A 23,153-nucleotide genomic window follows, 5' to 3' on the forward strand; every position below is an offset into this window, starting at 1 on the left:
CCCTCTCTTTCCGTTTCTTTAAATTTTTAAAGATTTTATTTGTTCAAATCTTGTTTATTGGTAGGTTGAGGGAAATGGCGTGAAGCGTGGCCAACTCTCTTCTTGCTTTTAGAATGTCTATGTTTCATAATGTGTATCATTGCGCTGGAGGCTAAGAATTTTAAAGACAAGCTTCCGAATCAACTTTATGAGACAGTTCTGTAATCTCCTTTCTTTGTCCCGGGTGTGGTTGGCTCTTCTTTTTTGTCAGGAGAAGATCGTAACGAGACTTTTGGTCATCTTTGCTGCGATGGTCAGTGATGTTCTGGATGGATACCTGGCTAGGCGCTACAATGCTACAAGTCGTCTAGGATCTATCCTTGACCCAGCTGCTGACAAAATCTTTTTTTTAATCTGTATAGGGGTTCTTTTTTGGGAGGATTCTATAGGATTTACCCATCTCATCTTGGTTTTTTCTAGGGATATTTTTTTAGTGTTTTTTGGTTTTTATCTCTCTTGGGTTAGAGGGTGGAAGGGGTACGACTACAGGGCATTGTCTTTTGGTAAAATTTTCACAGTTATTCAATTTTTTATTTTGTTTGGAGTGACCGTCGGGATTCAGATTTCCCCTGGTTGGTTGGCTCCTTTGGTTGTTGTTGGTGCTCTTTATTTTCTAGAGAGGGTTTTGGATTATAGACGGCACTGTTTAGAGTAGCCAATTAGGAAAAAGAGAGGGCAGAGTTATCAAGAGCTTGAATTTTAGCCGCAAGTGCGGTATCCTGTTTCCCTAGATTTTATAAAAATCTTGTAATTATGCGTTGCCCTGCTGCTAGCAATTTTTATTCTAAAGTTCAAAAGAGTGCGAGATTTCTCGCATCGCAAGTTGTTTTCCCAAAGTCTTCAATGTTTATTAAATTAGGAAGGAGTGTATGTCTTCCGAGGTGAGATCCTTTTCGAAGTTCAGGGGGTACTTTTTCCCCATTCACAGAACAGAATTTTCTAAATTTTTACCATTATTCTTTTTAGCTTTTTTCGTAGGTTTTAATTACTCTTTGCTGAAGACCACCAAAGATTCTCTTGTTGTGGTAGGGTCTAGAGCGGGAGCGGAAGTTATCCCTTTCTTAAAAGTTTGGGGTATTGTTCCCGGAGCTGTTATCATCACCATAGTTTATGGGTGGATGAGTCGGCGTTTCTCTAGAAGTACGGTTTTTTGTTCCTTTGTTGGAGGGTTCTTAGGTTTCTTTGCTTTGTTTGCTGCAGTGATTTATCCTATGGGGGATTCTTTACATTTGAATGCATTGGCAGCGAAACTTCAGTCTGTCCTACCGTCTGGTGTTCGTGGTTTCATAGTTATGATCCAATACTGGAGCTACAGTCTCTACTATGTGATGTCTGAGTTATGGAGTTCTGTAGTTTTATCTACCTTATTCTGGGGGATTGCAAACCATATTACGAGCGTTCGTGAAGCCGGTCGTTTTTACGCCTTGATTAACACAGGATTGAATCTTTCTTCGATTGTTGCGGGAGAGATTTCTTTGTGGTTGGGTAAACATTCTATCATCGTCTTCCCTATGGCGGTAGATCCTTGGCATGAAGTGTTGTTGAATATCACTCTGCTTGTTATAGTTGCTGGTGCAGCAATTCTTTATCTACATCAAAGATTACATCGCTTACCGGAAGAATCTTTGATTTTAGGCGATGGTTTGGCAGGGGAAATGTCTGTAGCCCAGCTCAAAAAAGAGAAGAAACAGCCTAAGGCAAAAGCAAAAAGTCTTTTTGCTCTTCTCATTCGTTCCCGTTACTTAATGGGGATTGCCATTATTGTTCTTTCTTATAACCTAGTCATTCACCTTTTTGAGGTTGTCTGGAAGGACCAAGTTTGCCAAATCTACTCTTCTCGAGTGGAGTTCAATTCTTATATGAGTAGGATCACGACTCTAACAGGCATTGTATCTGCGTTGACTGGAGTTTTTGCTGTAGGGCAGAGCATTCGTCGTTGGGGGTGGACCGTAGGAGCAATGATAACTCCGCTAACTATGTTGATAACGGGAGGTCTTTTCTTCGGTGCGATCTATGCTGTAAAGGGCGATGCTTTAATTCTAGGAGGCTTTCTTGGAATTTCTCCTGTAGTTTTGACAGCCTGGCTGGGAGGAATGCAAAATGTTTGCTCCAGAGCGATTAAGTTTACTTATTTTGATCAAACCAAAGAGATGGCACTTATTCCTTTGGAAGATGATGAGAAAGATTATGGGAAAGCTGCCATTGATGGGGTAATTTCTCGAGTTGGTAAGTCAGGGGGATCTCTGGTTTATCAAGGGTTACTAATTATCTTTTCATCTGTAGCAGCCAGCTTAAATGCGATTACCATCGTTTTGTTGTTGGTCTTAGGGACTTGGATTTTTGTAGTTGCTTGGCTGGGCAGGGAATATACAACTAAAACCTCTGCTCTTGCTAAAGAGAAAGTTGCTAAAGAAACTGCCTTAAGAAAAGAGCAAGAAGAGGAGGTTGCATCTTCCCTCGCGGTAGAGACAGAGTCTCGCGAAGAAGTTGTGACAACTTTGTAGTCTTAACAAGGAAAAGCCTGAGATATTTTATCTCGGGCTTTCAATTTTTTTTGTTTAAAAATTCTTTTTTATAATCCCAGCATTTTAGTACCTTTTTATTTCTAATGCGAAAAGCAATTAATTGATTTATTTGGGTTTTCATGAAGAATTTTTTTCGATTTTTATTAAAAGGTTTTTTATCTGCCTGCGGTTTATTCGCAGGGGTTGTGGGGACTGCGGGCTTCATTGTTATCTTGTTTTCTTTGGTTTTGGGGGGAGGAGACTCTGTTTTTTGGACAAATCTCCCTAATTCTCAAGGAGTCGTTCAAGAATTAGGAAAAACGGCCCCAATTATTGCTGTCATAGAGATTAGCGACGCTATTGTTGCTAGTTCTGGTTCTGCTAAACGCTTGCAGTCTGCTTTACAATCACTTAGTGAGGTTCCGTATAAGGAGCGAGTCAAGGGACTTTTAATCAAAATGGATTGTCCTGGAGGAGAGGTTTTTGAAATTGATCGAATGTATGCAACGCTTGCTTTTTGGAAGCAACGTTTAGGAATCCCCATACATGTCTTCGTATCTGGTTTTTGTGCTTCCGGAGGATATTACGTTGCCTGCGTAGCGGATAAGATTGGAACAACAGCAAATGCTCTTGTTGGCTCCATTGGTGTTCGGTCTGGACCGTATTTTAATGTTAAGGAAGGACTTCAACGACAAGGGGTGGAAACAGCGATCATTACTGCTGGTGAGGATAAGGCTCCTTTAAATCCATTTTCGAGATGGACTGAAGAAGAATATGCTGAACGTCAAGCTATAGTAGATGCCTTTTATGAGTTATTTATAGATCACGTTGTACAACATCGATCAAACCTGACTAAAGAGCGATTGATACAGGTACTGGGAGCTCGTGTGTACATTGCGAAGCAGGCCTTAGAAGAAGGGCTTGTTGATGCTATCAATCAGACCCAAGAACGTGCTTTGGAAGAGCTCGCCGAGATCTGTGGGGTCAAGGAAGATTACCGTGTTATTGGGTTGAGCTCGGGACATTTTTTTAAAAGGTTTTCCAGTTGTTTGAGTAATAGCCCGCTCGTAACAGGAAAAGTTCAATTTGCCATTTCTCCTGAGCAAGCACAGAAATCTTTTTGGTACATGGGGTAAGGATCTGGAGCTGCGAATATGAAAAAACTTTTTATTTTAGATGCTTCTGGATTTGTTTTCAGGGCATATTTTGCTCTTCCAGAGATGCGGGGGCCGAATGGAGAAAGTACACAAGCAGTTTTCGGTTTTATTCGTTCTTTAGATAAATTGATAAAAGATCTTTCCCCTCAATATATGGTTGCTGTATTTGACGGGCCAAACAATAAGCAAAGCCGTCAGGAACTCTATGCGGAGTATAAAAGTAATCGGGATCGACAGTTGGAGGGCCTTCCGGAGCAACTTTGTTTAGTAAAACAATATTGTGAATTGGTTAGGATCCCTTGTTTGGAGCGAGAAGGTTTTGAAGCAGATGATGTGATTGCTAGTATCGCTAAAAAGGCTGTGAATGATGGCTTTGAGGTCTGTATTTGCACAGCAGATAAAGATTTATTGCAATTAGTGGATAACAACGTTTCCGTATTCAATCCCTGGAAAGAGCAAGAAATCCGATACAACGAGGTGGTTGCACAATTTGGAGTTACTCCTGGGCAGATAGCTGATTACCTCGCTTTAGTTGGAGATTCCTCTGATAATATTCCTGGAGTTGCTGGTTGTGGTCCCAAAAAGGCTCAAGCTTTTCTCAAAGAGTTTCGTTCGGTAGAAGATTTACTTGCTAATACACAGCGATTATCTGACAAAAATAGACAGATGATAGAAGGTCATCGAGAAACACTTCTCTTGAGTAAACGTCTGGCGAATCTACATGCAGATCTTAATCTTCCTCTGAAAACAGAGGAATTAGCATTTTCTTCGCAAGCTACAGATGTAATCCAGCTGAATATGTTCTGTATGCAACATGGCTTCAAGGCATTAATTAAACCTACAGAAATTGCTTTGAACCCCATTTCTGTGCAAATTGTGAAAGACTTTGAAGATGTGCGGGCCATATTGGAAACTTTAAAGGGTAAAGAAGTTGGGTATTGTGCTGCGTATACTGGAGAGCATCTTCCTTCGTTACAGTTGCATGGAGTTGCTTTATCTAGTAGAGATCAGGTGGTGTATATTGAGGTTTCTGGGGATCAAGAAATTCCTTTGTTGAAAGCTTTTTTTGCAGATCCTACTACTAGATTTTTTGGATATCGAGTTAAGCGTGATAATCACGCATTAAAAAATTATGGAATCGATGTTCATGTAACAGCTGATTTAGTTTTAGCAGAGCATTTGGTTAGCGGTGGAGCGAAAATATCGTTTCAGACCGTTTTAATTGAATCTGGACGCGTACAAGAAGCTATGTTTTTTGCGAAGGAATGGGCGACCAGTTCCTTACCAGTACAAAGTCTTCCAAAAAACCCTGCCCAATACTTTGGGATGTTTGCTTCACAATTACTCACTGTTAAGAATTATTTATTTGAGAAGTTAGAAGAAAAAGCGTTAAAAGATATTTTCGAAACTATAGAGCAGCCATTAGAATCTGTTTTATTTTCCATGGAATGTGCTGGGATGCCTTTGGATAGTCGAGGACTGTCTACTTTAGACAGGGATCTTTCTAAAGAGCTCGAGGCGTATACCCAAGAGATTTATAATTTGGCGGGATGCGAATTTAATATCAAATCCCCTAAGCAGTTAGCAGATATTTTGTATAATCGTTTAGGAATAGAGCCTGTGGACAATGTAAAGTCTACTAAGGCTGAAGTATTGGAGGCTTTGGAAAACAAACATGAGATTATTACGAAAATTTTAGCTTTTCGGGCGACGGAGAAAATGCTCTCTACGTATGTCCGAGCTCTGCCTAAACAGATAGATTCGAGAACGCAAAGAATCCATTCGACGTTTAACCAAGTTGGAACAGTAACAGGAAGATTGGCTTGTCAAGATCCCAATCTTCAGAATATTCCTATCAGGTCTGAGAGGGGAAGATCGCTTCGGGAGGCTTTTCGAGTTGAAAAAGACAATGATTATTTTGTATCGGCAGATTATTCTCAGATTGAATTGCGATTTCTTACCCATCTTAGTCAGGATGAAACATTGAAACAAGCGTTTGATTCTGGTGAAGATATCCATACATTTACCGCTTCGCAAGTATTCAATGTTCCTCTCGAACAGGTAACAAAAAAACAGCGGCATCAAGCTAAGGCAGTGAATTTTGGTCTTGTATATGGACAGCAAGCGTATGGTCTATCAAAAATTTTGAAGATTAGTGTGAGTGAGGCTCAAGGGTTGATAGACGCTTATTTTGCACGATATCCTCGAGCAGCGGAGTTTATTACTCAAACGATCGCACAGGCTAGTAAGGATCAAAAAGTAACGACAATGTTAGGAAGAGAACGTATTCTAAGTGACTGGGAGAGTTCTCCAGGTTCCCGTGCCACTTTAGGAAGACTTGCTGTCAATACGCGTATACAAGGGAGTGCTGCAGAATTGATTAAGTTGGCTATGTTGGATATTTCGAAGGAGATAGCATCTCGAAGATTAAAAAGTCGCTTATTATTGCAAATCCATGACGAATTATTATTTGAGGTTCCAGAGGAAGAGTTAGAGGAGGCGAAGATCCTTATTCAGGAGAAGATGGAGTCTGCTATGAAACTTTCTGTTCCTCTGGTTGTGAATGTCTTAATTGGAAAAAATTGGGCAGAATGCTAGATTTGTTGAAGATTTCTGTTACAGGGGACCCCTCTTCAGGGAAGACTGAGGCGTGCCAGGTTTTTGAAGATTTGGGGGCTTTTGTAATCAGTGCAGACAAAGTTTCTCATAGTTTCCTTGTTCCTTATACCTCAGTTGGTCAGCGTGTAGTTGATCTTTTGGGTCCAGAGATAATCATAGAGAACACTCTTAGTAGAAAGGCCATCGCTGACAAAGTCTTTGGTAACCGGGATTTATTGCTATCTCTAGAAAAGATTTTGCATCCAGAGGTATGCCGTGTTGTTGAGGAGAATTATGTACATGTAGCTCAGGAACAAAAATATTCCCTGTTTGTTGTGGAAGTTCCTCTGCTGTATGAGATTCAGTATGCGGATTGGTTTGATCGAGTTATTTTGATCTCTGCAGATATAGGTATACGTAAAGAACGTTTTGTTAAAAAAACTGAAGGCTCGGACGCCAGTTTCGATCTTCGTTGTGCACGGTTTTCTGCTTTAGAGGAAAAAATTCTGCAAGCAGATGTGGTCATAGAGAACAATGGAACGAAAAAAGAATTTCGTCGCAAAATAGAACAATGTTTTAAGGCTTTAAAGGGAACAATATGAAAGAAGAGAGTCCAGCCGAGGTCTTACAGAAGGTAAAGGAGCATAAAAGACGCGAGGGCCCTTTATCGTTGGAAAAGGAAGTAAATGAAGACAGTGCTGTTGCTATAGAAGAGAAAGAAACTGCGCAGCCGGTAGCTGTTACAAAGATTGCTAAACTACAGCGCATGGGTATTAATGAGCTGAATGTGTTAGCTCGGCAGTATGGAGTGAAGAATGTAGGTTCTCTGACGAAATCACAAGTAGTGTTCGAAATCGTTAAAGCTAAGTCCGAACGTCCTGATGAGTTTTTGATCGGAGAAGGGGTGTTAGAGGTTCTTCCAGATGGCTTCGGTTTTTTGCGGTCCCCTACCTACAACTACCTCCCGTCAGCAGAAGATATCTATGTTTCTCCAGCTCAGATTCGCCGTTTTGATTTAAAAAAGGGGGATACTATTGTCGGAACTATTCGATCTCCCAAGGAAAAGGAGAAGTATTTCGCGCTGTTAAAAGTAGATAAGATTAATGGCTCGACTCCTGATAAAGCAAAAGAACGGGTTTTATTTGAAAACTTAACTCCTCTTCATCCCAACGAACGTTTAATTATGGAGATGGGGAAAGAAAATTTGGCGGAGCGTGTGTTAGATTTAACAGCTCCAATAGGTAAAGGGCAAAGAGGGTTAATCGTTGCTCCACCTCGTTCTGGTAAAACAGTAATTTTACAAAGTATTGCCCATGCTATTGCAGTCAATAACCCTGATGCGGAGTTGATTGTATTGCTAATCGATGAACGCCCAGAGGAAGTTACAGACATGATTCGTCAGGTTCGCGGCGAAGTTGTTGCCTCGACTTTCGATGAGCAGCCAGATCGGCATATTCAAGTTGCTGAAATGGTGATAGAAAAAGCAAGACGTTTGGTTGAACATGGTAAGGATGTTGTCATTCTATTGGATTCGATCACACGTCTAGCTCGAGCATATAACACTGTACAACCTCATTCTGGGAAAATTCTCACAGGAGGGGTAGATGCCAGTGCGTTACATAAGCCTAAGCGTTTCTTTGGTGCTGCAAGAAACATCGAGGGAGGAGGATCTTTAACTATTTTAGCTACAGCGTTGATCGACACAGGGTCAAGGATGGATGAGGTGATCTTTGAGGAATTCAAAGGGACTGGGAACATGGAATTGGTTCTTGATCGCCATCTTTCTGATCGTAGAATTTATCCCGCTATCGATTTGATTAAGAGTGGAACACGAAAAGAAGAGTTGTTGTACCACCCAGGAGAACTCGAGAAAGTGCGATTGTTCCGACAAGCTATAGCTGGTTTGACTGCAATAGACGCTATGCATCTGCTTCTTGGTCGTTTGAAGAAGACAAATAGTAATACAGAATTTCTGTTGTCTTTGAAGGATTAGGGGATCTTCTCATCCGATTAAGATTTCAGGAATAATAATTGGGGTTGCTTGGTAGGTTTGAATATCCTTGAAAGTAACCTCATTGAGTTTTTGCAAGGTAGTGTTTAACAGCTCGCTCATTTCTTTTATGCAGAAGCTTTCTGCGTGTTGGCTATACAAGCCCAAAAATTTTTTCCCACAATAAGAAATAATCTCAAGAGGAGGAACAAGTTTAGTGACTTGCTCCTGAATTGGAATCCCAATAAAGATATGGAAGAGCATAGGTAATTTAAATGTGGCTTTTCCTCTAATGAAAATATAGGTTCTTTTTTTTGTCAAAATAGAGAAACTATTTTTCAAATATCTAAAAATAAAAATCGATTCGTAATTATGCTAAAATAGTCTTTTTGTTTGTCTGGCTTTTTTAATAATTTGTTTTTAAAATTATTTTTTTTACAAGGCGGGGGCAGATGACTGGTAAACGGACGAAAGAAGAGCAGATCCATCGACAACGGTCGCATTTCTATCGAGATAACGTAGGAGTTATTGTCTTATGCGGAGGAGAAGGCAAACGGCTATCCCCGTTAACTTGTTGGCGTTGTAAACCAACAGTCTCTTTCGGAGGGAGATACAAACTAATAGATGTGCCGATATCACATGCTATTGCTTCTGGGTTCTCAAAAATTTTTGTTATCGGTCAGTACCTTACTTATACTTTGCAACAACATCTGTTTAAGACTTATTTTTATCATGGAGTGCTTCAGGATCAAATTCATTTATTAGTCCCTGAGAGACGGGATGGTAGTCAGGTTTGGTATCAAGGGACAGCCGATGCAATTCGACAAAATCTTCTCTATCTACAAGATTCACGTGTGGAGTACTTTCTTATTTTATCTGGGGATCAACTATACAACATGGATTTTCGTTCGATAGTAGACTATGCAGTGGATTCTCAGGCAGATATGGTGATAGCTGCCCAACCTGTATCAGATAAAGATGTTTCAAGATTTGGAGTTCTCAAAGTAGACGACGGGTGCAAATTAGTTGATTTTTATGAAAAACCACAAAGTGAAGAAATTTTAAAACATTTTCGTCTTAGTAACACGGCGATGAGAAAGTTCGGCCTTGATCCTCAACACGGGAATTTTCTTGGATCTATGGGAATTTATCTTTTTCGAAAACAATGTCTTTTTCAATTGCTGCTTGAAGAGACTGGAGATGATTTTGGAAAAGAGTTGATTCATAGACAGATGCATCGAGGTAGGACTGTCGCATATTTGTACAATGGTTATTGGACGGATATTGGGACAATAGAATCGTATTATGAAGCAAATATGGCTTTGACTCAGCGCCCTTCGCAAAATTCCCGAGGATTTAACTGTTATGACGATAGGGGAATGATTTACAGTAAAAATAATCACCTACCAGGAGCTATTATTTCAGACTCTAGGATTTCGAATTCGCTCCTTTGTGAAGGGGCTATGATTGAGTCTGGACAAGTATCCAACAGTGTCATTGGTGTTCGTGGAGTAATAGGCCAAGGATCTATATTTGATCGCTCTATCATGATGGGGAGCGACTCTTATGGATCGAATGCATTTCCTTTAGGGGTTGGGAAGAATTGCGAAATTCATAAGACGATTATCGATGAAAATTGCTGTATAGGAAATAGTGTGCGGTTGCAGAATCTACAGGGACATAAGGAGTATGATTCGCCGGACGGGAAATTAGTTGTTCGAGACGGCATTATTATCGTTCCTAAGGGGACACAAATCCCAGATAATTACGTATTTTAGAATAATGTTTTCGTTTCAGTTTATTGACAAAGGTAAGAGTGGTTGGCAAAATAGCGGGTTAATTTCTTTATAAAGAAAGTTGTTTTCATGCGTATTTTCGCTCTTGCAGATCTACATCTATCTTTGGGTGTTCCAGAAAAGACCATGGAGTTGTTTGGAGAGCCTTGGATTGGGTATCATCATAAAATAGAGACACATTGGCAAGAGTTGGTTACTCAACAAGATATTGTGTGTCTTCCTGGGGATATTTCTTGGGCAATGCACTTAGAGGAAGCTCAAGTAGATTTTGACTTTTTGGAATCTCTTCCTGGAACAAAGTACATGATTCGAGGGAATCATGATTATTGGAGTTCAGCATCTGCTACTAAACTCTCAAAGGTACTGCCAGAAACTCTTCACTATCTCGCTCGAGGGTATGTTTTGCTCAATCCTTTTCAAGCGATAGTAGGTGTTCGTTTGTGGGATTCTCAAGACATCCAGCTCTGTTTCGGAGATCATGGCCAAGTATCAGAGGGAAGAGCTTTGACCTTACAAGATGAAAAGATTTTTCTGCGAGAACTAGGACGTTTAGAACGAGCTTTGAATGAGCTACCTTCTTCAGTAGAAGATGTGTTGGTGATGACTCATTATCCTCCAATCAGTAATGATGGGACTCCTGGCCTTGTTTCTAAATTATTAGAATCAGACGGACGGGTATCTCGTTGTTTGTTTGGTCATTTACATAAGGTGCCACGTCCCTTTCCAGGGTTTGGGAATATTCGGGGAATTAATTATACACTCGTGGCAGCTGATTACGTTGATTTTACTCCTCAGGTTGTCAGTTGAAGATTCTGTCTGGTAAATTTAAAGGAAAGTCTTTAAAAACTTTTTCTAATCCTCATGTTCGCCCAACTTGTGGCATTGTTAAGGAAGCTGTCTTCAATATTTGTGCAGGGTACATAGCTGGCGCAAGATTTTTAGATTTGTTCGCAGGTTCTGGATCTATGGGGTTTGAGGCTATTAGTAGAGGTGCTGGTTCTGCTACATTTGTGGATTCATCTATAGAGGCCGTTCGTTTGATTCGAGCAAATCTTGCTTTATTGGATGCTAATTTGCCTGTTCATATTTTGAAACAAGATGTCTGCTCTGCCCTCGTTCGGTTAGGTAAGCAGAAATGTTCTTTTGATATCATCTATATAGATCCTCCTTACGCCTTGGAGGATGTATTTCTTCAGGAAGTTTTGGCTCTTATTGTTCAAAAACAATTATTGGAGCTAGATGGGATTCTTTTTTTAGAAAACGCTTCATCTCAAGACATTATAGTCAAAGGACTAGAGCTGCGGAAGCGTAGGAAGTCCGGAGGAACTTTCCTTTCAGAGTATTGTCTTAGAAAAGAGACAGAGAGTGAAATGTCCTTATCATAGTGGGTGGATAAAAATTTTTCTCTTGAATATGATTCAAAGATCTAGGTGGATCTCTGAGGTTAGAGTGAGTTTTAAGTCTTTACGTCCATTAAACTTTTTAGTCTTGGTTGTCGCAGTTTTTTGCTGTGGTTGTTCAAGAGAAAAGCAAGAGGTTCTCGTGGGGAGAGATACTACGTGGTTCCCCCAACAATTTGGTATATATACGGCGGGGATCAATGCTTTTGTTAATGATTTAGTTTCAGAGATTAATTACAAGGAGGGGTTAAATATCTCTCTTGTGAATCAAGATTGGGTCCATCTTTTTGAAAATCTGGATGATAAAAAAACTAGTGGAGCTTTCACTTCCGTTTCTCCCTCGATAGAAATGTTGGCAAAGTATCAGTTTTCCGATCCCATCTTATTAACGGGGCCTGTACTCGTTGTCTCAGAAAATTCTCCATACCAGTCTCTCCAAGACTTGGAAGGGAAGTTAATTGGAGTGTATAAATTCGATGCTTCTGTTTTGATTGCTCAAAACGTCCCTAACGCTGTGATTAACTCCTATCAGCATATCCCCATAGCCTTAGAGTCTTTATCTACTCAGCGTTATGATGCTTTATTAGTCCCCGTAATCGAAGCTACTGCTTTAGTGGAAACGGCTTATAAAGGACGTTTGCGGATTGCTTCTGCACCTCTTAATGAGGAAGGACTTCGCTTAGTTGTATTGCGGGGTGGAGGAGCAGATGCTCTGTTAGAAGGGTTTAACGTAGGCTTAGCAAAGAGTCGGCGGTCTGGGAGGTATACGGCAATTAAAATGCAGTCGCGGCTTCCCTAAGATCTGAAAGGAAGAAGTTTTAATAGTTGCAGAGTTCAGCAAGAGAGTGTGTGGCAACATATTTATTAGCGAATTTCGGTGGTCCGAGGACTCCTCAAGAGATTTTTAGTTTTCTGCAAGCTTTGCTGACAGATCGAGATGTAACGGGAGGAGGGATTCCCTCTCTGTTGCATAAGCCTCTTTTCTCTTATATTGCAAAGCGCAGAGCTCGTCATGTGGCAGAGCAGTATGCTTACTTGGGGGGCGGCTCTCCTATTTTTCAAGATACAGAGAATCTTGCTAAACATCTCTCTGAAGAGTTGCAAGCGCCTGTTATTCCCTTTCATAGATATTTACCAGAGACTCATGAAAGGACTTTGCTTGCTTTACGGGAGACTTGCGATGAGATTATTGGGGTTCCTCTCTTCCCTCACTATACCTTTGCCGTCACAGGGAGTATTATCCGGTTTTTCTTACAGCATCTTCCGGAAAAACCTATAGCTTGGATTACTCAATACGGGGTGCATCCCAATTTCATTTCATGTATGCAGGATCATATTCAGAAGTGTTTGATGGCTCAAAACATTGCTGCAGAAGACTGCTGTTTTTTGTTCTCGGTACATGGTCTTCCTCAAAGGCATATTCGTCTAGGAGACCCCTACGCTCAACAGTGTTGGGAGTCTTTTAACGCCTTAAAAGGAAGGGGAGAGAATATTCTTTCTTTTCAGTCCAAGTTCGGTATTGGGAAATGGTTAGGGCCTTCCACACAAAAAATTTGTCAGTCTTTATGTACCCAGAAGCGTTATGTTGTGATTGTGCCTTTTGGGTTTGTTTCAGATCATATCGAAACTCTTTATGAAATAGATCACCTCTATGTTCCTATATTGTTACAGAAAGGGTATCGTGTGGTACGAGTCCCAGCTGTGAATACGTCTTCGCAATGGGTAACTTCATTAGCTGCTATAGTGAGGAGTTCCTCACAAGAAACCACTTTAGAACCTCTTTTAATGCCGTAGATATCACAAGCTTTTGCTCTTCTCAAGAAAAAGCCTGTTCGGTATTGTCTCTAAGAATATAGTCTTAGAAAAAAGTCCTTAAAGAGGTTTTCTTTACAGAAGAGAGCGGGGGCTCGCTCCGGGGAATCTAGGAAAATTAGGAGTGCGGGATTTCTATGAAATCACGAAACGCTCAGTCTATATTAGAGGCTTTATGTAAAAAGACGCATCAGCTCTTTTTACGGTATTTGTTAAAACAGACTCTGTTAGCTACTTTAGGGATATCTCTGATGATAGTTGAAATAGGGATCTTCCTCTATTTCTTTCTTTTTTCTGGTAAGACGTTACTGCCTGCCTTCTGCCTTGCCTGTTTTGTTCTTACGCTATTTATCTGCTTGGTAATTCGGCTCTATATTTTATCTAAGAAAACAGAGTTTTTTGATAAATTACTCGTGGAGTTTGTTCACAAAGCGCAAGCTATTTTTAAAAAGAAAAATAGTATGGAAGAGCAGCCAGAAGTCGCTGCAGCTGTTACACGGCTATCGCTGGTTATGCAACACCAAGAATATTTTGTTTTTTGCGACCTATTGAAAATAGTCCCTCCCTATGATTTTCTAAAAAAATTCAGCTGTTTTTGTTTTTGGAAGGATTATTTTTCTTTTCGAGAAATTCTTTTACAAAAAGCGATTGATTTATATTTGCTTGTTGTTCAGGCAATCCCTACAGATTTAGGAGCGCATGTTTCCCTAGCAGATGCTTATGTATCTTTATCAGGATTGTATGCGGATCCTAGGAAATATCCAGAATTCGATACAAAGTATTGGGTGCCTCCTGGGCGCTATGGAGAGGATATACAAGACAAGTTTTTTGCAACGGCTAGAAGAGCTACGGAAGAATTCAAAATTCTTAATGAGTATGCTCCAGGGAATGTCTGGGTACATACACAATTGGCTTATAGCTATCACGATTTGCAAATGCCGATGGAAGAAATTCACGAGTACGAGATCATTCTGAAATTGAAGCCTAATGAGGCTAATACAATGATGAAATTAGGGATTCTCTATTTCCAGCAAGGGATGAATGCTAAGGGATTACAAGTTTATGAGCAGCTAAGGAAGGTTGATCTCAAAAAATCCAAAAAGTTGATCAAGTTTTATGGGGAGATGGTTAAGTAAGGAATAGGAGGCGTTGTGAGTTTTTGTTGTACCGGGAGTAAGAAGATTCCTCCAAATAAAAGGATCAGCCCTACAAGCACGGAAACAATTGCTGTTGCTAATGGGTGGATAGAAAGAGCTGCGCAGACGGAAAGAATAGTGGATGTAGCCACGGATCCTACAGTTACTGCGTGAATGCTAGCAGCTCCAGCCAAAGTTAAGATAAGCCCAATAATGGTAATAACACTACCGATTTCATAGCGGGCACGAGGAGATAAAGTAGCTCGCCAAAAAACTCCAAGTCTTCCATAGAAGCTCGTGGGGGAGTAAAAAAAGTTTTGGGAAACAGCAGACATAGAACACACCTTGAAAAGGGATTCTCAAACAAGAAGCCCCAGCCATTTTACCTAGGGATTTTTTTTTAGGGAATAACCGACGCATCATTGCTTTCTCAGAATTTTATATTGGTAATGATTTTTTTAATAAAAACAGAAGGTGAGGAGCAATGTTATTTTAGCACAGAGACAGGGCAACAGTATTTTCTAGAATTTTTTCAAAAATGGAGGGGCATTTTCAAGAGTTTTATAAACGATAAAAAAGGTTTACATTCAAAATAAGAACCGTTGTACACTACCCCTGTCCAGTAAAGTTCTTCTTGTGTAAAAGAGTTAAATCAAGATATCTATCGGTAAGATAAGCAACCTGAAGACATAAAGGCGGTCTTTTTTGCTAATGTCTCGGGGTTTTCTTGTGCATGAGCTAGCGAAGGACTATTTGTTTTTTTTAGGGTGCATAAAGGCTATGTTCGAGTTTTTGCGAAAAAAAGTTTCTTCCTATTCGGTAGTTCTTTTTTGCCTTGTTGCTTTAGCTGTAGCCCTTTCGACGAAAATTGTAATAAATATAAGAGCGTGCCAAGCCGAGCGTCAGTATAGCTTAGCTCTTCTTTCTAGAGCCGCAGCGGCTGCTCATTCACGAGGGGTTTTCCCTCCAGATACAGCTATGCCTATTCTTGAACAAGCTTATCGCAGGGCCGGTAGGGACGCGGCTTCTTATGCGGGGTTTTTAGCTTCTTGTTTTTATCTACATAAAGACCCCTTGCGAGGAGCTTACTACTCTGGACTTGCGTATGATTATGGAGTTCATTTGCGGTTGCCATCGCCTCAACAGGCTCTTTTGAAGGAGATAGCTGATGCACATGCTACTCAACAGTATCAGATAGTTTTAGATAAATCCAGGGACCTTCTTTCATTGATTTCTCATTCACAGGATTTCCCTATGTTACACTTCTTAACCTTGCTTCGCATTATTGAGGTCAAGGAGTCTTTAAACCAGGATGTTTCTTTGGAGTTAGAAGAGTTGAGATCCTTGCCAAGATTCAATGATTACGAACAATTTTATAAAGAGGGAGTTTGGACGATATCTAAACGTTACGACAGTTCCGCAACTGCTCATTGATTTGGATGTTTTACTATGCATAGCCCCTTGCCTACTCCTGAAGTCTCCTTGGAAACAACAGAAACAAGTTTGAAAGAAAAAAATTTCTCACCGACGGTCGTTTCTGGCCAGATAGTGATTTATCCAGAAGATCCCTTTGCTAATCCATCTACTGACCCATGCTTCGTGTCCTAGCTTACCGACAAGTTGCTTTTTCTAAGTTCCCTCGTATATTTGATTCATTTTTGAATTTTTTATCTTCGCTTAAGCAGCAATATTCTTTTGTGTTACCAGGAAGCCCTTTTCCTAAGAGAAGGGCGATTATGCTTACTTTTGACTATGCCTCTGTTGATTTTTATAGGCATGTTTTCCCTTTTCTTCAGGAACAGCAGATCCCTGCTGTCGTTGGAGTTGCCTGGAGATATGTGTCTCGTTTAGAAAGTGAACAGCTTCCCGTTGATATGAGAGTTTCTCCTTCGGATCATTTGGCTTTCCAAGACGAGATATTTTCCTACTATCAACCTTTCTGTTCCGTAACAGAGCTATGTCAATTAGCTCAAAGCCCATTAATTCGTTTGGCATCTTCGGGATTTGCTGTTAGAAACCTCAAATATTCTCCCCCCTATCTGCATACGGAGATCTTACTATCTAAAATCTTGCTAGAAGATGCCGTACAGAAGCCTATCGAGATCTTTTTTTATCCATTCGGGAAAAGCGATATCGTAAGTCAACATTTCGTTCAGGAGTCTTATCGGTATTCTTTTATTTTAGGAGATACAGTCAGTTTCCCTCTCGCAATACGATCTCAGCATGGAATTCCTCGTATTGATATGTCTCTAGATTGTCAGAGGGTACCTTCTCTCTATCAGCTTTCTTATCGAAAATTAAAACAATTTCTTGTTTTGCGTTGAAAAAATCTTTCCCCAATGTGGGACTAAAGGAAATTTCCTTTTGCTTGCCTATATTTATCGATTTTCTTAAAGTTTGCCCAAGCTTAAACAGCTTAAGTCCATTTTTCTTTTTTTTTTCGGCAAATTTTTTTTGTAAAAAAGAAATTTGGATAATTCGCGAAATCTACCTATTTAAAAGGAGAAACCGATGAAAAAATTACTTTTACTTGCTATGCTAGTCTCTTCTTGCGCTCTTTACTCTGGTGAGGGTGAGGAAGAAAAAGGTTCCGATTCTCTAGTTGCTTCTCTTTGCTGCGATGGTGGAGAAGAAGGAGAAGAGAAAGATTCTATTCGATAAATTTTCTCCCAAAAAGAGAGTTGAGGAATCAACTCTCTTTTTCTTTTTTTGATAAAAAAACCTCTTGTCCTTGGCACATTTTTTAATTTTTTTTTGAATGCCCGTTTTTAGTTGCTGAGAATCTTGTTCATAAAAGGAAAAAGCTTTTCTTTTGCTATAATTCTTCAGGTACTAGAATTCAAAATCCGAATTGATAAAAGTATGCGACTTATCTTTTGGGGTTTTGGTGCGTTTTCAGCGAACAGAGGAGACAACGCATGGTAGATAAAATTATACGAACGGCATTAGTTCTGTCCCTATTTCTGTTGTATTGGTCTTCTGATTTGCTTGAAAAAGATGTTAAGTTAATCAAAAAAGAATTAAGAAATTTACATGAAGATGTTCTCGAGTTAGTTAGGATCTCGAATCAACAAAAAAATCTTATTCATTCTGCGAGTTTTCACACGCCTTTAGAAGCAAATACATTTAAAGATTGTGGAGATCCTTCGTACCCTAATCTGTTATCTGAAGATCCTTATGTTGAGAAAGTGATCCCTTCACTATTAAAGGAAGATTTTGTGCCGAAAGGTATTGTTCGCACTGCTCAAGTAGGGCGTCCTGATAATCTGAGTCCTTTTAATGGTTTTGTCAATATAGTTCGGTTCTATGAACTGTGTGTGCCCACTTTAGCTGTGGAACATGTTGGTAAATACGAAGAGTTTGCCCCAAGCCTAGCTTTGAAAGTGGAAGAGCATTATGTCCAAGATGGATCTGGGGATAAAGAATTTCATGTTTATCTACGACCAAATATGTTTTGGGAGCCGATAGATCCCACTCTTTTTCCAAAAAATGTTGTTCTAGCAGATACATTTTTACGCCCACATCCCGTAACCGCTCATGATGTGAAATTTTACTATGACGTGGTCATGAATCCTTATGTGGCAGAAATGCGTGCTGTGGCTATGCGATCGTATTTTGAAGATATTGTTTCTGTTCAGGTAGAAAGTGATTTGAAGCTAGTAGTACGATGGCGCGCTCATACTATTTGTAATGAGCAAAGGGAAGAAGAGAAAAAAGTGCTGTACTCTGCTTTTGCGAATACATTAGCTCTTCAACCGTTACCTTGTTTTGTATATCAGTATTTTGCGAATGGGGAGAAGATTATTCAAGATGATTCGGATCCAGATACTTATCGACAAGATTCTGTATGGGCTCAAAATTTTTCTTCACACTGGGCTTACAATTACATTGTAAGCTGTGGAGCTTTCCGTTTTGCTGGTATGGATGATGAGAAGATAACCTTAGTTCGAAATCCTAATTATTATAATCCTCTCGCAGCGCTTGTAGAGAAGCGATATGTTTATATGAAGGATAGTACGGATGCGCTTTTCCAAGATTTCAAAGCAGGTAAGGTAGATATTGCATACTTCCCTCCTAATCATGTGGAAAATCTCGCCAGTTTTATGAAAACTTCTGCCTATAAAGAGCAGGCTGCTAGGGGAGAGGCTATTTTGGAGAAAAATTCTTCAGACCGTTCCTACTCTTATATCGGATGGAATTGTCTTTCTATTTTCTTTAAAAGCCGTGCAACTCGACAAGCAATGAATATGTTGATTGATAGAGAACGGATCATTGAGCAATGTTTGGATGGTCGAGGTTCTTCAGTCAGTGGTCCTTTTGCTCTTTGTTCTCCATCTTACAATCGACACGTCGAAGGATGGCAGTACTCTCCAGAAGAAGCTTCGCGTAAGTTAGAAGAGGAAGGATGGATTGATGCTGATGGAGATGGGATTCGAGAGAAGATAATAGATGGAGTAGTTGTGCCTTTCCGATTCCGGCTGTGCTACTATGTGAAAAGTGTGACAGCACGAACTATTGCTGAATATGTTGCTACGGTATGTAAGGAGGTAGGTATCGAATGTTGCCTACTCGGGCTGGATATGGCTGACTATTCACAGGCTTTAGAAGAAAAGAATTTTGATGCTATCCTCTCTGGATGGTGCTTGGGGACTCCCCCAGAAGATCCTCGTTCCTTATGGCATTCAGAAGGCGCTTTGGAGAAAGGGTCTGCAAACGCTGTAGGTTTCTGTAACGAAGAGGCAGATCGCATCATAGAACAACTGAGTTATGAGTATGACTCTGATAAACGGCAGAAGTTATATCACCGCTTCCATGAAGTCATTCATGAGGAAGCTCCCTATGCCTTCCTATATACCAGACAATATTCCCTAGTCCATAAGGAATATGTGAAAAATATTTTTATTCCTAAGGAACATCCAGATTTGATTCCTGGAGCTCAAGATGAAACAGTCAATTTATCTATGATGTGGGTGGATAAAGAGGAGGGGCGATGTTCCGCTATATCCTAAAACGGCTACTCTTGATTCCCCTGACTCTGTTTGCAATTATTTCTGTAAACTTCGTGATTCTTAATGCTGCACCAGGAGATATTCTTGAGGAACACAGTGTTGATGCTCAAGGTGAAGCAGGTCGATCGGACAAAATTCGCACGTATAAAGGCCCAGATCGCTATTTACAATTTAGAGAACACTATGGGCTAACGCTTCCCATTTTTTTTAATACGCGGACTCATATCTCTCGGGCTGAATTGCGTGCTGGGATCCAGGAGATTATTGATGGAACTATCCATAAAAAAAATAATACGGGTTGTGTAACCAATATCAAAGTATATTGGGGTGATTGTGCCAAATTTATTATGCCCACGTTACTAGCAGAAGCGGAAGATACTTCTCAACCGGATGTTTATCGCCACGTTGCTGCTGATTTATTTATCCGAGGAGGGATTCGTCAAGGGATAGTTGGTGCGCATCTATTACCGGAACATCGAGAATATAATCAGAAAATATCTAAGAGTAATGCTGAATTGGTACGATTACTCAAAGAAGATGATATCGAGGTTAAGGTTGCTGCTTTACAAGCATGGGTCGAGCAACAAGGTGGAAAGGAGACCCTTATGCCGGGGAACTCTTGGAGGGTTTTTTTCTTAGAGACGCGTTTTGCAAAGTATCTTTCTCGGATCATTAGATTGGATTTTGGTACATTACGGAACGATTGTCACAAGACTGTTGTTTCTGAAGTGATTAAGCGGTTAGGGTCATCACTTATTTTATCCCTTCTCCCTATGATAGTCGTTTTTATATTATGCCAAGTATTCGGTATGATCATGGCTGTCAATAAAAACCAATGGATGGATCATCTTCTGAATTTTCTTTTTTTAATTCTGTTCTCCATTCCTGTTTTTGTTGCTGTTCCTTGGATTATTGATAATTTCGTTTTGAACAAGACTGTTCCTTTTACTTCTATCTCTATGCCATATAGTGGGTTGTGTTCTTCTCCTGAGATATTCAAAGAAATGACATCTTCTGAGAAGCTCATAGATATTGTTTTGCATAGTTTTCTTCCATTTTGTGCAGTTAGCTACGGGGCTTTCGCTGCGCAGTCTCGGTTGAGTCGTGCTGTATTTTTAGAGGTGCTAGGTGAAGATTATATTCCAGCTCTTCGAGCGCGAGGAATTCCCCAGTACGATATCTTGGTCCGGCATGTAGGAAAAAATTCCGCGGCAACGTTGATCACTTCTTTAGCTTCTTCTTTAAGTGCTCTTCTTGGGGGGGCTTTAGTTGTAGAAACTTTATTTGATATTGATGGATTCGGCAAATTTTTTTACCAGGCAATCTTGAATCGTGATCACAATGTAGTGATGTTTTCAGTTATCACGGGATCTGTGATTTCCCTTATTGGGTATCTAATAGGGGATATTTGTTATGTTCTTCTTGATCCTCGTGTTCAATTAGAAGAAAGGAAGGTGTAAGATGAGCGAACCTAGAACCTTTTATCAAAGGTTTTCTCGTGTATATCATAAGCGAATACTGCCTTCCATAGCACTGAAGTTCTTTGCTGGACTTATGCTTATCGGTGTTTATGCTCCTCTATTTGCTTGTAGCAAACCGATACTTGTTCGTTGGCAAGGAGAATGGTTTTCTCCTTTGTTTAGATATCTACTTTTCCCAGGATTTTATACTAAACCTATCGACTTATTTTTTAATGTGTTGATGTTTACCTTGCCCTTTTTTGTTTTGGGGATGCGTTATGTACATGGGATTGGAAAGAAAGTTTTTTTAGGTGTAGTTACTGGTATTCATATTGTAATATTTTCTTTTGCTTTGCGAGGGGGAATTCAAGATCCTTGTCAAGATAAGATTCTGAAGAAAAAGCATGCTGAACATATTCAAAAAAGTTTTTCAACAGTTTCGAAATCAGGGTTTTTGCCCATTATCCCTAAGAAAACTCGGACTTGGGAAGGCGAGCGCGCTTACATGAGTAAGTATGAGCAGCTGAGCATCTTGATAAAATCTAAGTACCGTAAGCAGCAGCATGATCTTTTGGAAAAGCAAAGGGAAGCATACGAGATTTTTAAGAAATCTCCGATGCCTACGCTTCGTTTTCTAGAAATGAAAAATGAAGCCGCAAGCTTGCGTTTTTTAAAGAACAAAATCGATCAATTACAAGCTTCTTATCCGGAAGGTTTTCAGGGATGGGGAGCTCTTCTTGAAGATTATCGGCCATACTTAATGACCAGAGCTCGCTCGGAACATGCTTTGAACATGGCTATATATGAGCAACATCCTCAAGAAGAGTTGCGTGTAGCATATGAAGCTCTTGAAGCTAAAGAAGCTCCTTTGCGACAACGCCTGGCTTTTGTTCGTAATCTTTTAGAGGAGAGAGAAGCCTTAAACAATTCCATTGCTTTTATTGTTGATAAACGATCTTGGATAGAGACTGAATCAGAAAAGGTTCAAATGATTTTGAATCCTTTACTTAGTAATTTTCATTGGGAAGATGATGCAGGCGGCTCTCGAGAAATGAACAAATATGTTCATTGGTGGCAGCTCACGCGTGTGAATAGAAAGGACCTACTTGCTTCTCTCATTTTTGGCATTCGGATAGCTATTGTAGTTGGAGGGTTGGGGGTTGCCATAGCCTTGTTTATTGGGATTGTTGTTGGTTTATTATCCGGGTATTTTGGTGGCAAAGTTGATATGTTGTTGTCGCGGGTGACTGAAATTTGGGAAACCATGCCCATGCTATTTATTCTCATGCTTGTGGTTGCCATCACACAAAAAAAATCTTTGATACTTGATTCGGTTTTATTAGGTTGCTTTGGGTGGGTTAGTATTAGTCGCTATGTTCGTATAGAAACTTTAAAACAAAGAAACTTAGGCTATGTTTTAGCTGCGACAAATCTTTGTTACAGTCATTACCACATTATGGTACATCAGATTCTTCCTAATGTGATTGTTCCGGTCATTTCTTTATTGCCTTTCTCTATGATGGCTATGATTAGTTGTGAGGCTGGGTTAACGTTTTTAGGGTTAGGAGAAGAAAGTTCAGCATCTTGGGGGAATCTTTTAAGGGAAGGCGTAACAGCATTTCCTTCTGAAAGTGCTATTTTATGGCCTCCTGCTATTATGTTGACATTACTATTAATGGCGATAGCGATCATTGGGGATGGAATTCGAGATGCTTTAGATCCTAAGATGCAAGGTTAGAGGATGCTTTCGAACTGACATAGGATTTTATAGCAAGCTTCTCCCCAAGGGTAGTCATATATAGCAAGCACTCGATGGCAGGGGATAAGAAGCGGTAAGGGGTTATTCTTGCAGGCGAGGAGCACTTCTTCTGCTTTTATGCCGGTCTTCTTAGTTATCTCTTGACATGTATCGCGAGTCCCAAAAGAGATTTTACTTACTGCATTTAAAATAACTGCTTGCTTCTCTTGAAGAGAAGATAGATCGAGGTAAAGAGATGAGGGGAGAAGGGATTTTCTTGGCGTAAGCTTCGCACCAAAGAATAAGCCTCTCCATAGCTTTGTGTGCTCCAGGACCAAGAAACAAACAAGAGAATATAGGGGCAGGAGAAAGCTTTACACGAAGAATAGAGTCTCCTTGAAAATATGCAATGGTTTGAATGGGGGGATATTTGTCAATAGGAAGCCCCTGGGAGCAGGCCTGAGTTAACAAGCTCTTAGATGTTGGAGAAACAACAAAGAACTCACGTGTCATA

General features: G+C 40.1%; 21 protein-coding genes and 1 pseudogene. 19 read left to right on the forward strand and 3 right to left on the reverse strand.

Annotated features, from left to right (window positions below):
- The first annotated feature begins 187 nt into the window (after positions 1 to 187).
- The 6 genes from IJ490_RS02190 (at position 188) to rho (ending at position 8,291) form a co-directional block, all read left to right on the forward strand.
- Positions 188 to 694 (forward strand): CDP-alcohol phosphatidyltransferase family protein, encoded by a 507-nt coding sequence (locus IJ490_RS02190; protein WP_291893121.1) that lies wholly within the window; start codon positions 188 to 190, stop codon positions 692 to 694.
- Positions 695 to 908: 214 nt separating this feature from the next.
- Entirely contained in the window at positions 909 to 2,543 is a 1,635-nt protein-coding gene (npt2, locus tag IJ490_RS02195; protein ID WP_291893124.1) for an NTP/H+ exchange transporter Npt2, read from the forward strand.
- 140 nt (positions 2,544 to 2,683) lie between these two features.
- The gene (locus IJ490_RS02200; RefSeq protein ID WP_291893127.1) at positions 2,684 to 3,679 is read left to right on the forward strand and encodes a S49 family peptidase; all 996 of its coding nucleotides are present in this window, start codon (positions 2,684 to 2,686) and stop codon (positions 3,677 to 3,679) included.
- Between the two features lie 18 nt (positions 3,680 to 3,697).
- Positions 3,698 to 6,298, forward strand: coding sequence for a DNA polymerase I (polA, locus tag IJ490_RS02205; protein WP_291893131.1), 2,601 nt, complete (start codon positions 3,698 to 3,700; stop codon positions 6,296 to 6,298).
- Positions 6,292 to 6,900: a dephospho-CoA kinase gene (gene coaE, locus IJ490_RS02210; protein WP_291893133.1), complete on the forward strand. Its 609-nt coding sequence runs from the start codon at positions 6,292 to 6,294 to the stop codon at positions 6,898 to 6,900. The genes polA and coaE overlap by 7 nt, the downstream gene beginning before the upstream one ends.
- The gene (gene rho, locus IJ490_RS02215) at positions 6,897 to 8,291 is read left to right on the forward strand and encodes a transcription termination factor Rho (RefSeq protein WP_291893137.1); all 1,395 of its coding nucleotides are present in this window, start codon (positions 6,897 to 6,899) and stop codon (positions 8,289 to 8,291) included. The genes coaE and rho overlap by 4 nt, the downstream gene beginning before the upstream one ends.
- 9 nt (positions 8,292 to 8,300) lie before the next feature.
- On the opposite strand, the gene IJ490_RS02220 is transcribed toward rho, so the two are convergent.
- Positions 8,301 to 8,552 carry a hypothetical protein gene (locus IJ490_RS02220; RefSeq protein WP_291893646.1) on the reverse strand — a complete coding sequence of 84 codons (252 nt, stop codon included), beginning with the start codon at positions 8,550 to 8,552 and terminating at the stop codon, positions 8,301 to 8,303.
- A 188-nt stretch (positions 8,553 to 8,740) separates the two neighbouring features.
- On the opposite strand from IJ490_RS02220, the gene glgC reads away from it, so the two are divergent.
- The 6 genes from glgC (at position 8,741) to IJ490_RS02250 (ending at position 14,432) form a co-directional block, all read left to right on the forward strand.
- Positions 8,741 to 10,066, forward strand: a complete 1,326-nt coding sequence (gene glgC / locus IJ490_RS02225) for a glucose-1-phosphate adenylyltransferase (protein WP_291893139.1) — start codon at positions 8,741 to 8,743, stop codon at positions 10,064 to 10,066.
- Positions 10,067 to 10,153: 87 nt separating this feature from the next.
- Entirely contained in the window at positions 10,154 to 10,891 is a 738-nt protein-coding gene (locus IJ490_RS02230; protein WP_291893142.1) for a metallophosphoesterase, read from the forward strand.
- Positions 10,888 to 11,469 carry a 16S rRNA (guanine(966)-N(2))-methyltransferase RsmD gene (gene rsmD, locus IJ490_RS02235; RefSeq protein WP_291893145.1) on the forward strand — a complete coding sequence of 194 codons (582 nt, stop codon included), beginning with the start codon at positions 10,888 to 10,890 and terminating at the stop codon, positions 11,467 to 11,469. The genes IJ490_RS02230 and rsmD overlap by 4 nt, the downstream gene beginning before the upstream one ends.
- Before the next feature lie 28 nt (positions 11,470 to 11,497).
- Positions 11,498 to 12,283, forward strand: coding sequence for a transporter substrate-binding domain-containing protein (locus IJ490_RS02240; protein ID WP_291893648.1), 786 nt, complete (start codon positions 11,498 to 11,500; stop codon positions 12,281 to 12,283).
- A 50-nt stretch (positions 12,284 to 12,333) separates the two neighbouring features.
- A complete protein-coding gene (gene hemH / locus IJ490_RS02245; RefSeq protein ID WP_291893148.1) occupies positions 12,334 to 13,278 on the forward strand; it encodes a ferrochelatase in 945 nt (314 codons plus the stop codon).
- Positions 13,279 to 13,433: 155 nt separating this feature from the next.
- Positions 13,434 to 14,432 (forward strand): hypothetical protein, encoded by a 999-nt coding sequence (locus IJ490_RS02250; RefSeq protein WP_291893151.1) that lies wholly within the window; start codon positions 13,434 to 13,436, stop codon positions 14,430 to 14,432.
- Here IJ490_RS02250 and IJ490_RS02255 read toward each other — a convergent pair.
- On the reverse strand, positions 14,411 to 14,767 hold the full coding sequence (locus IJ490_RS02255; RefSeq protein WP_291893153.1) for a hypothetical protein: 357 nt from the start codon (positions 14,765 to 14,767) through the stop codon (positions 14,411 to 14,413). The two genes, IJ490_RS02250 and IJ490_RS02255, sit on opposite strands and share 22 nt — an antisense overlap.
- A gap of 445 nt (positions 14,768 to 15,212) precedes the next feature.
- Here IJ490_RS02255 and IJ490_RS02260 point away from each other — a divergent pair, with 445 nt between their 5' ends.
- The 7 genes from IJ490_RS02260 (at position 15,213) to IJ490_RS02290 (ending at position 22,639) form a co-directional block, all read left to right on the forward strand.
- Complete coding sequence (locus IJ490_RS02260; protein ID WP_291893156.1) at positions 15,213 to 15,866, forward strand: hypothetical protein; 654 nt, start codon at positions 15,213 to 15,215, stop codon at positions 15,864 to 15,866.
- 15 nt (positions 15,867 to 15,881) lie between these two features.
- On the forward strand, positions 15,882 to 16,040 hold the full coding sequence (locus IJ490_RS02265) for a hypothetical protein (RefSeq protein WP_291893158.1): 159 nt from the start codon (positions 15,882 to 15,884) through the stop codon (positions 16,038 to 16,040).
- Positions 16,025 to 16,756 (forward strand): polysaccharide deacetylase family protein, encoded by a 732-nt coding sequence (locus tag IJ490_RS02270; RefSeq protein WP_291893160.1) that lies wholly within the window; start codon positions 16,025 to 16,027, stop codon positions 16,754 to 16,756. Before IJ490_RS02265 ends, IJ490_RS02270 begins: the two co-directional genes overlap by 16 nt.
- A 187-nt stretch (positions 16,757 to 16,943) precedes the next feature.
- Positions 16,944 to 17,093, forward strand: a complete 150-nt coding sequence (locus IJ490_RS02275) for a hypothetical protein (RefSeq protein WP_291893163.1) — start codon at positions 16,944 to 16,946, stop codon at positions 17,091 to 17,093.
- Positions 17,094 to 17,350: 257 nt separating this feature from the next.
- Positions 17,351 to 19,441 carry an ABC transporter substrate-binding protein gene (locus IJ490_RS02280; RefSeq protein ID WP_291893166.1) on the forward strand — a complete coding sequence of 697 codons (2,091 nt, stop codon included), beginning with the start codon at positions 17,351 to 17,353 and terminating at the stop codon, positions 19,439 to 19,441.
- Positions 19,423 to 20,901, forward strand: a complete 1,479-nt coding sequence (locus tag IJ490_RS02285) for an ABC transporter permease (RefSeq protein WP_291893169.1) — start codon at positions 19,423 to 19,425, stop codon at positions 20,899 to 20,901. The genes IJ490_RS02280 and IJ490_RS02285 overlap by 19 nt, the downstream gene beginning before the upstream one ends.
- Before the next feature lies 1 nt (position 20,902).
- A complete protein-coding gene (locus IJ490_RS02290) occupies positions 20,903 to 22,639 on the forward strand; it encodes an ABC transporter permease (protein ID WP_291893171.1) in 1,737 nt (578 codons plus the stop codon).
- On the opposite strand, the pseudogene IJ490_RS02295 reads toward IJ490_RS02290, so the two are convergent.
- Positions 22,636 to 23,152 (reverse strand): annotated as a pseudogene (locus IJ490_RS02295) (MGMT family protein). The gene IJ490_RS02290 and the pseudogene IJ490_RS02295 overlap by 4 nt on opposite strands.
- Between the last annotated feature and the right edge of the window lies 1 nt (position 23,153).

The organism is Chlamydia sp., assembly GCF_017472245.1.
Classification (GTDB): domain Bacteria; phylum Chlamydiota; class Chlamydiia; order Chlamydiales; family Chlamydiaceae; genus Chlamydia.

What these genes read in the sequence shown, in the direction of transcription:
- glgC (WP_291893139.1), top strand. Translation starts at nt 8,741, where the DNA reads ATGACTGGTAAACGGACGAAAGAAGAGCAGATCCATCGACAACGGTCG.
- npt2 (WP_291893124.1), top strand. Translation starts at nt 909, where the DNA reads ATGTCTTCCGAGGTGAGATCCTTTTCGAAGTTCAGGGGGTACTTTTTC.
- IJ490_RS02240 (WP_291893648.1), top strand. Translation starts at nt 11,498, where the DNA reads ATGATTCAAAGATCTAGGTGGATCTCTGAGGTTAGAGTGAGTTTTAAG.
- IJ490_RS02270 (WP_291893160.1), top strand. Translation starts at nt 16,025, where the DNA reads ATGCTTCGTGTCCTAGCTTACCGACAAGTTGCTTTTTCTAAGTTCCCT.
- IJ490_RS02285 (WP_291893169.1), top strand. Translation starts at nt 19,423, where the DNA reads ATGTTCCGCTATATCCTAAAACGGCTACTCTTGATTCCCCTGACTCTG.
- IJ490_RS02265 (WP_291893158.1), top strand. Translation starts at nt 15,882, where the DNA reads ATGCATAGCCCCTTGCCTACTCCTGAAGTCTCCTTGGAAACAACAGAA.
- IJ490_RS02255 (WP_291893153.1), bottom strand. Translation starts at nt 14,767, where the DNA reads ATGTCTGCTGTTTCCCAAAACTTTTTTTACTCCCCCACGAGCTTCTAT.
- IJ490_RS02280 (WP_291893166.1), top strand. Translation starts at nt 17,351, where the DNA reads ATGGTAGATAAAATTATACGAACGGCATTAGTTCTGTCCCTATTTCTG.
- IJ490_RS02230 (WP_291893142.1), top strand. Translation starts at nt 10,154, where the DNA reads ATGCGTATTTTCGCTCTTGCAGATCTACATCTATCTTTGGGTGTTCCA.
- IJ490_RS02275 (WP_291893163.1), top strand. Translation starts at nt 16,944, where the DNA reads ATGAAAAAATTACTTTTACTTGCTATGCTAGTCTCTTCTTGCGCTCTT.
- IJ490_RS02190 (WP_291893121.1), top strand. Translation starts at nt 188, where the DNA reads ATGAGACAGTTCTGTAATCTCCTTTCTTTGTCCCGGGTGTGGTTGGCT.
- IJ490_RS02260 (WP_291893156.1), top strand. Translation starts at nt 15,213, where the DNA reads ATGTTCGAGTTTTTGCGAAAAAAAGTTTCTTCCTATTCGGTAGTTCTT.
- IJ490_RS02250 (WP_291893151.1), top strand. Translation starts at nt 13,434, where the DNA reads ATGAAATCACGAAACGCTCAGTCTATATTAGAGGCTTTATGTAAAAAG.
- IJ490_RS02200 (WP_291893127.1), top strand. Translation starts at nt 2,684, where the DNA reads ATGAAGAATTTTTTTCGATTTTTATTAAAAGGTTTTTTATCTGCCTGC.
- polA (WP_291893131.1), top strand. Translation starts at nt 3,698, where the DNA reads ATGAAAAAACTTTTTATTTTAGATGCTTCTGGATTTGTTTTCAGGGCA.
- rho (WP_291893137.1), top strand. Translation starts at nt 6,897, where the DNA reads ATGAAAGAAGAGAGTCCAGCCGAGGTCTTACAGAAGGTAAAGGAGCAT.
- IJ490_RS02220 (WP_291893646.1), bottom strand. Translation starts at nt 8,552, where the DNA reads ATGCTCTTCCATATCTTTATTGGGATTCCAATTCAGGAGCAAGTCACT.
- coaE (WP_291893133.1), top strand. Translation starts at nt 6,292, where the DNA reads ATGCTAGATTTGTTGAAGATTTCTGTTACAGGGGACCCCTCTTCAGGG.
- IJ490_RS02290 (WP_291893171.1), top strand. Translation starts at nt 20,903, where the DNA reads ATGAGCGAACCTAGAACCTTTTATCAAAGGTTTTCTCGTGTATATCAT.